The organism is Brevibacillus borstelensis (genome assembly GCF_003710865.1).
Classification (GTDB): domain Bacteria; phylum Bacillota; class Bacilli; order Brevibacillales; family Brevibacillaceae; genus Brevibacillus; species Brevibacillus borstelensis.
In genome coordinates, this window is record NZ_RHHO01000066.1 from 1 (window position 1) to 3,131 (window position 3,131).

The 3,131-nt window shown below is 55.1% G+C and carries 2 rRNA genes; both read left to right on the forward strand.

Going from position 1 to position 3,131, the window contains the following annotated elements:
• Positions 1 to 3: 3 nt before the first annotated feature.
• Positions 4 to 120 (forward strand): 5S ribosomal RNA (gene rrf / locus EDM54_RS24775).
• A 105-nt stretch (positions 121 to 225) separates the two neighbouring features.
• Positions 226 to 3,131, forward strand: a 23S ribosomal RNA gene (locus EDM54_RS24780); the annotation flags it as partial.

Here is a 3,131-nt window from a genome sequence, read left to right on the forward strand (position 1 = left end):
TCGTCTGGTGATGATGGCGGAGGGGACACACCCGTTCCCATACCGAACACGGCCGTTAAGCCCTCCAGCGCCGATGGTACTTGTCCCGAAGGGGACCGGGAGAGTAGGACGTTGCCAGGCGGTTGCTCAATCGAGCAACTAAATATTCGTTCCTTGAAAACTGGATAATGCATGTAATGCTAAGGATTATTACTGATGTAGTACACTAGTACTTACACCAATTGTGGTTAAGTTACTAAGGGCACACGGTGGATGCCTTGGCGCTAGGAGCCGATGAAGGACGCAGCGAACTGCGATAAGCCTCGGGGAGCGGTAAGCACGCTTTGATCCGGGGATCTCCGAATGGGGCAACCCACCATCCGTAATGGGATGGTATCCGTCACTGAATCCATAGGTGGCGAGAGGGCAGACCCGGTGAACTGAAACATCTAAGTAGCCGGAGGAAGAGAAAACAATAGTGATTCCGTCAGTAGTGGCGAGCGAACGCGGAAGAGCCTAAACCGTCAGGTTTACCTGGCGGGGTTGTGGGGCGTCTCACATGGAGTTACAAAAGACGCGCGTAGGTGAACAGTCTGGGAAGGCTGACCACAGAGCGTGACAGTCGCGTAACCTAAACGCGCGTCTCTCCGAGACCAACCCCGAGTAGCACGGGACACGTGAAATCCCGTGTGAATCTGGCAGGACCATCTGCTAAGGCTAAATACTACCTAGCGACCGATAGTGAACCAGTACCGTGAGGGAAAGGTGAAAAGCACCCCGGGAGGGGAGTGAAATAGTACCTGAAACCGTGTGCTTACAAATAGTCGGAGCCCGTTAAATGGGTGACGGCGTGCCTTTTGTAGAATGAACCGGCGAGTTACGGTAGCGTGCGAGGTTAAGTCGAAGAGACGGAGCCGCAGCGAAAGCGAGTCTGAATAGGGCGCAAGTACGTTGCCGTAGACCCGAAACCGTGTGATCTAGCCATGTCCAGGGTGAAGGTAGGGTAACACCTACTGGAGGCCCGAACCCACGCACGTTGAAAAGTGCGGGGATGAGGTGTGGCTAGCGGTGAAATTCCAATCGAACTCGGAGATAGCTGGTTCTCCCCGAAATAGCTTTAGGGCTAGCCTCGGAATGAAGAGTCTTGGAGGTAGAGCACTGATTGGGCTAGGGGCCCTCATCGGGTTACCGAACTCAGTCAAACTCCGAATGCCAATGACTTATGTCCGGGAGTCAGACGATGAGTGCTAAGATCCATCGTCAAAAGGGAAACAGCCCAGACCATCAGCTAAGGTCCCCAAGTGTATGTTAAGTGGGAAACGATGTGGAGTTGCCCAGACAACCAGGATGTTGGCTTAGAAGCAGCCACCATTTAAAGAGTGCGTAATAGCTCACTGGTCGAGTGACTCTGCGCGGAAAATGTAACGGGGCTAAACATACCACCGAAGCTATGGCAGTCCTTACGGACTGGGTAGGGGAGCGTTCCAAGCAGCAGTGAAGCCGTACCGGAAGGAGCGGTGGAGCGCTTGGAAGTGAGAATGCCGGTGTAAGTAGCGAAAAGACAAGTGAGAATCTTGTCCACCGAAAGCCTAAGGTTTCCTGGGGAAGGCTCGTCCTCCCAGGGTTAGTCGGGACCTAAGCTGAGGCCGAAAGGCGTAGGCGATGGACAACAGGTTGATATTCCTGTACCACCTCTGTTCCGCTTGAGCGATGGCGTGACGCAGGAGGATAGGGTGAGCGGCCTACTGGATGGCCGTCCAAGCAGTGAGCCTGGTGTGTAGGCAAATCCGCACACTGTTAAGGGCAAGCTGTGATGGCGAGGGAAACATAAGTACCGAAGTCCCTGATTTCACACTGCCAAGAAAAGCGTCTAGCGAGGAACAAGGTGCCCGTACCGCAAACCGACACAGGTAGGCGAGGAGAGAATCCTAAGGTGCGCGGGATAACTCTTGCTAAGGAACTCGGCAAAATGGCCCCGTAACTTCGGGAGAAGGGGCGCCCCGGTAGGGTATAGCCCGAGGGGGCCGCAGTGAAAAGGCCCAAGCGACTGTTTAGCAAAAACACAGGTCTCTGCGAAGCCGCAAGGCGAAGTATAGGGGCTGACGCCTGCCCGGTGCTGGAAGGTTAAGGGGATGGGTTAGCGCAAGCGAAGCTTTGAACCGAAGCCCCAGTAAACGGCGGCCGTAACTATAACGGTCCTAAGGTAGCGAAATTCCTTGTCGGGTAAGTTCCGACCCGCACGAAAGGCGTAACGACTTGGGCGCTGTCTCGGCAAGAGACCCGGTGAAATCATAATACCTGTGAAGATGCAGGTTACCCGCGACAAGACGGAAAGACCCCATGGAGCTTTACTGTAGCCTGGTATTGGAACTTTGTGCATCATGTACAGGATAGGTGGGAAGCTGAGAAGCAGGGGCGCCAGCCTCTGTGGAGCTGTCGGTGGGATACCACCCTTGATGTACGGAGTTTCTAACTCGTCGCCCTTATCGGGCGAGAGGACCATGCCAGGTGGGCAGTTTGACTGGGGCGGTCGCCTCCTAAAAGGTAACGGAGGCGCCCAAAGGTTCCCTCAGAATGGTCGGAAATCATTCGTAGAGTGTAAAGGCAGAAGGGAGCTTGACTGCGAGACCTACAAGTCGAGCAGGGACGAAAGTCGGGCTTAGTGATCCGGTGGTTCCGCATGGAAGGGCCATCGCTCAACGGATAAAAGCTACCCTGGGGATAACAGGCTTATCTCCCCCAAGAGTCCACATCGACGGGGAGGTTTGGCACCTCGATGTCGGCTCATCGCATCCTGGGGCTGAAGTAGGTCCCAAGGGTTGGGCTGTTCGCCCATTAAAGCGGTACGCGAGCTGGGTTCAGAACGTCGTGAGACAGTTCGGTCCCTATCTGTCGCGGGCGCAGGAAGTTTGAGGAGAGCTGTCCTTAGTACGAGAGGACCGGGATGGACGCACCGCTGGTGCACCAGTTGTCACGCCAGTGGCACAGCTGGGTAGCTATGTGCGGAAGGGATAAGCGCTGAAAGCATCTAAGCGTGAAGCCCCCTCCAAGATGAGACTTCCCACAGCGTTAAGCTGGTAAGACCCCTCATAGACGATGAGGTTGATAGGTTCGGTGTGGAAGCGCGGCAACGCGTGGAGCTGACGAATACT